The following is a 3,489-nucleotide window of genomic DNA, read 5'->3' on the forward strand; positions in this document are numbered from 1 at the left end:
GGGGCGAGACGGGCGGCGCTGGCGGTCTCAGTCATGGCCCGAAAAGTAGTCGTGGCCTGCGCGAAACGGCAAACCACCCCCGCCCGCCGGCCGGCTGTCTCCTCCCACGGGAGGAGACAGCCGGGGCGGCGCGGACCGGTCGGTTGGCCCGGTTGGGGCGCCGGGGTCAGCTCGCGGCGGTGACGGCGGCGCGGAAGCCGTCGGGGGTGAGCTGGGTGCCGGAGATCTGCTTGCCGCCGATGATGACGGTCGGCGTCGCCGTGACGCCGGCCTTCGACGCGTCGCCGTCGACCTTGGCGACGTAGCCGTCGTAGGTGCCGCCGTTGACGGCGTCCTTGTACGCCTGCGAGGTCAGGCCGGCCTTGGCGCCGAGCGTGAGCAGGGTGTCCTTGGTGAACCCGCCGGTGTGCTCCTTCGGCTGGTTGGCGTACAGGACGTCATGGAACTGGCGGAACTTGCCCTCGTTCGCGGCGGCGGCCGCCGCGTTCGCCGCCCGCTTCGACTCAGGGCCGAGGAACGACATCATGTGATAGTCGATCTTGATTTTGCCCTGGTCGAGCAGGGTGCGGATCGTCGGGCCGGTCTGGGTCTCCAGCGCCTCGCAGGCGGGGCACTGGAAGTCCTCGTACATGTCCACCGTCACGGGGGCGGACGCCTGGCCGACGACGATGCCGCCATCGGTCCCGGTGGCCGCGGCCGGCAGCACGACCGGCTTCGACTCCTCCCGCGAGTTCTGCACGGCGAAGCCGATCACCCCGACGATGATGAGCACCACGACGACCACCCCGGCGACGATCAGGTTGCGGCGCCGCCGCTCCTGGGCCGCTGCGGCGGCGCGGGCGGCGGCAGCCTTCGTCCGCCGCTCCTCGGCACCCGCCTTGCCCCGCCGAGCCGGACCCGATCCGCCACCGGTTCCACCCGCGGAGTTCGCCCCCGCCGGCGAGTTCGCCCCCGCCGGCGAGTTCGTTCCCGCCACCGGGTTCGTCCCGGCGCCGCCGCGGGTGCCGCCGCCGCTGGCACCGCCGCGGGCGCCGCCGCCGGAGCTAATGGTGGTGGCGGCGCGGTCCGCGGGCTTGGCCGGGGCGGTCGGGGTGTTCCGGCCGGTCCCGCCCTTGCCGCGGGTCTTAGAGTTCGAGGCCATCTGCGTCACTCCCGGAACGATCGTTGACCGGTTGGTCGAGGAGGCGGTCCACGGCGAGGTAGCCGCCGGGCCGCCAGGCGAGCAGCGTGGCCACGACGAGCAGGAGGCTGTCGCGGACCAGCTCGGAGGTGTAATGCGTGGGGGCGTCGGCCGTCAGGTCGCCACCTGAGGAGAAGCAGCCGCAGTCGATGCGCAGGCCGCGGGCCGCCGCCGAGGCGATGGCCGCGATGTAGACGGCGAACATCAGCGCCGACAGCAGCGCGGTCACCCGCACCGCGAGCCCCACGATGAGCAGCACACCGAGGGCGATCTCCAGGAACGGCACGCTGTAGGCCACCGGCTGCACCAACGCCTCGGGCAGGATGCGGAACGCCCGCACCGAGCGCAGCATGCCGTCCGGATCGTTGACCTTCAGCAGGCCGGCGACGAACCAGACGGCGCCGAGGGCCAGGCGAAGGACGGTGGAGATGCTTCGGCTCGCCGGCTGCGTCGGCGTGGTGAGACGGTAGGCGATTGTGTTCATCACCGGGCTTCTGGTCCGGACCGCTCGGCGGTCAGCTTGGGCAGGTCGTCGATGTACGCCTGGACACCCGTGCCCGCCAGGTACAGCGCGCGGATCCGGTCGTCCCGGGAGAAGGCGATCACCTGGGAGCCGTGGGTCACCAGGACGGAACCGTCGGCCTGCACCTCGGGCTTTTCCAGGGGAACGCCGAGGGCTTCGGCCTGGGCGCGGATCTGGTCGAACGTGCCACGGACACCGATGAAGGTCGTGTCGAACTGCTTAAGCCAACGACTGAGAACCGGCCCGGTATCCCGATCAGGATCGGTCGTCACGAAAACGACCGCGACCTGCTGCCTTATGTCCGGTTTGACCTCGGTGAGCGCTGCGGAGATGTCCGCCATCGTCGTCGGGCAGACATCCGGGCAGTGCGTGTAGCCGAAGAACAACAGGGTGATTTTCCCTTTTGTCCGTTCCCGCAGGTCGAAGGGATTTCCGTCGGTATCGGTCAGGTTCAGGGCGGGTTTGGCCAGCTGCCGCGCCGGGACGGTGCCGTGCAGCCCGTCGTTGCCGCCGTCGCCCGCGTCGACGATGGTCACCCCGTTGTTCGTGCCGGTACCGGCACAGGCGGTGATCAGCAACATCGACGAGACGGCCAACGCCGACCCGAGGACGCCGAGCAGCCGCTTCGGCCGGCGTCGATCGGCTGACGGGGCTCGCGGGGACGGGGCTCGCGGGGACGGTGGAGCGGGCGGAACCGTCTGGCGGAAGGGAGACCGGCCGAGGCGGGTGGAGACCTCGTGACGAGGACGGATCAGGGACATGGCACTCCAGGAGCGGGCGCCACGGGCGCGCGCGGGATCGCCGTCGGCCGGCGGCGAGCGTGATCACATGTGATTGCCGCGGACGCGGTGGACGATGGGCTGACGGGGGCGGAACGGGACACGCGGCGAAGGAACAGGCGACGGCGGCACGCCCCACCCGGCCCACGGCGTAGCCGGGTCAGGCCGCGGCGACCCGCCACGGCACATCCCGGAACGATCTGCTGGCGCCCGGCGCCGGCGGGCCGCGCCGGGCGACGGCGTGACGCAGCAACAGCAGGCGCGGTCGCCCCGCCGAGCCGGCTCGCCGGATCCGAGCGAGCCGCGGGGCGGGCGCCGAAACCGGTGAGATCGCCGGAAGCACGGGCAGCCGGCGCGCCAGCAGCCGACCGGCGGCAGCCAGCACCTCCGCGCCCCGCCGGGCCCACCAGAACATCAGCGCCGCGGCCAGGGCGTGGGCGAGCAGCATCGCCAGCGCGGCCGCGACGGCCGAAGCGGGCCCAGAGCCGGAGCCAGAGCCGAGCATGGCCAGGCCGCCAAGGTGGCGGTGACCCGCGGCCGATGCGTCGCCTGACCCGGCCCTGGCGGCGACCCGCCGGGCGGCCGCCAGCAGCGCCGGATCGACGTGCGTCAGCCCGGGGCCGGCCAGGTGCGACGCAGCCGCCGGCCCGGGGAGAAGCCCCGAACCGCCCACTGCGCCGGTGGCGTGCACAGCCGGCGAGGCCTCGGCCTGGTTGCCATGGCACAGGAGCACGCCGAGCAGGGGATCGCCGCCCGCAGCCCGTAGCCCGGTCCCGTAACCGCCGGTGGCGAGCGCCGCGTGCAAGAGCCCCTGAACGGCGAGCAGACCGCCGAACGACCGCGGCCCGCCGATCCGGTGAGACTGGTGGGGCAGGTGAGACTGGTGGGGCAGGTGGGGCAGGTGGGACTGGTGGCGGGCCCACGGGTCGGCCCGCCGCGCTGCCATTACCGAGCGGACGGTCTCGGCCGAGGCGGCGAGCAGGACGGTGACCAGCGCGACGAGAAGT

At 73.0% G+C, this 3,489-nt stretch carries 4 protein-coding genes; all 4 read right to left on the minus strand.

Annotated elements, in window-relative coordinates:
• Window positions 1-166: 166 nt before the first annotated feature.
• Window positions 167-1,141, minus strand: coding sequence for a DsbA family protein (locus tag NBZ85_RS29125; protein ID WP_261556945.1), 975 nt, complete (start codon window positions 1,139-1,141; stop codon window positions 167-169).
• Window positions 1,125-1,664 (minus strand): MauE/DoxX family redox-associated membrane protein, encoded by a 540-nt coding sequence (locus tag NBZ85_RS29130; protein WP_261556944.1) that lies wholly within the window; start codon window positions 1,662-1,664, stop codon window positions 1,125-1,127. The genes NBZ85_RS29125 and NBZ85_RS29130 overlap by 17 nt, the downstream gene beginning before the upstream one ends.
• The gene (locus NBZ85_RS29135) at window positions 1,664-2,464 is read right to left on the minus strand and encodes an SCO family protein (RefSeq protein WP_261563159.1); all 801 of its coding nucleotides are present in this window, start codon (window positions 2,462-2,464) and stop codon (window positions 1,664-1,666) included. Before NBZ85_RS29135 ends, NBZ85_RS29130 begins: the two co-directional genes overlap by 1 nt.
• A gap of 178 nt (window positions 2,465-2,642) precedes the next feature.
• The coding region (locus NBZ85_RS29140; protein ID WP_261563160.1) for a hypothetical protein at window positions 2,643-3,489 on the minus strand (847 nt) is incomplete at its 5' end.

The organism is Frankia tisae, from assembly GCF_025403405.1.
Classification (GTDB): domain Bacteria; phylum Actinomycetota; class Actinomycetes; order Frankiales; family Frankiaceae; genus Frankia; species Frankia tisai.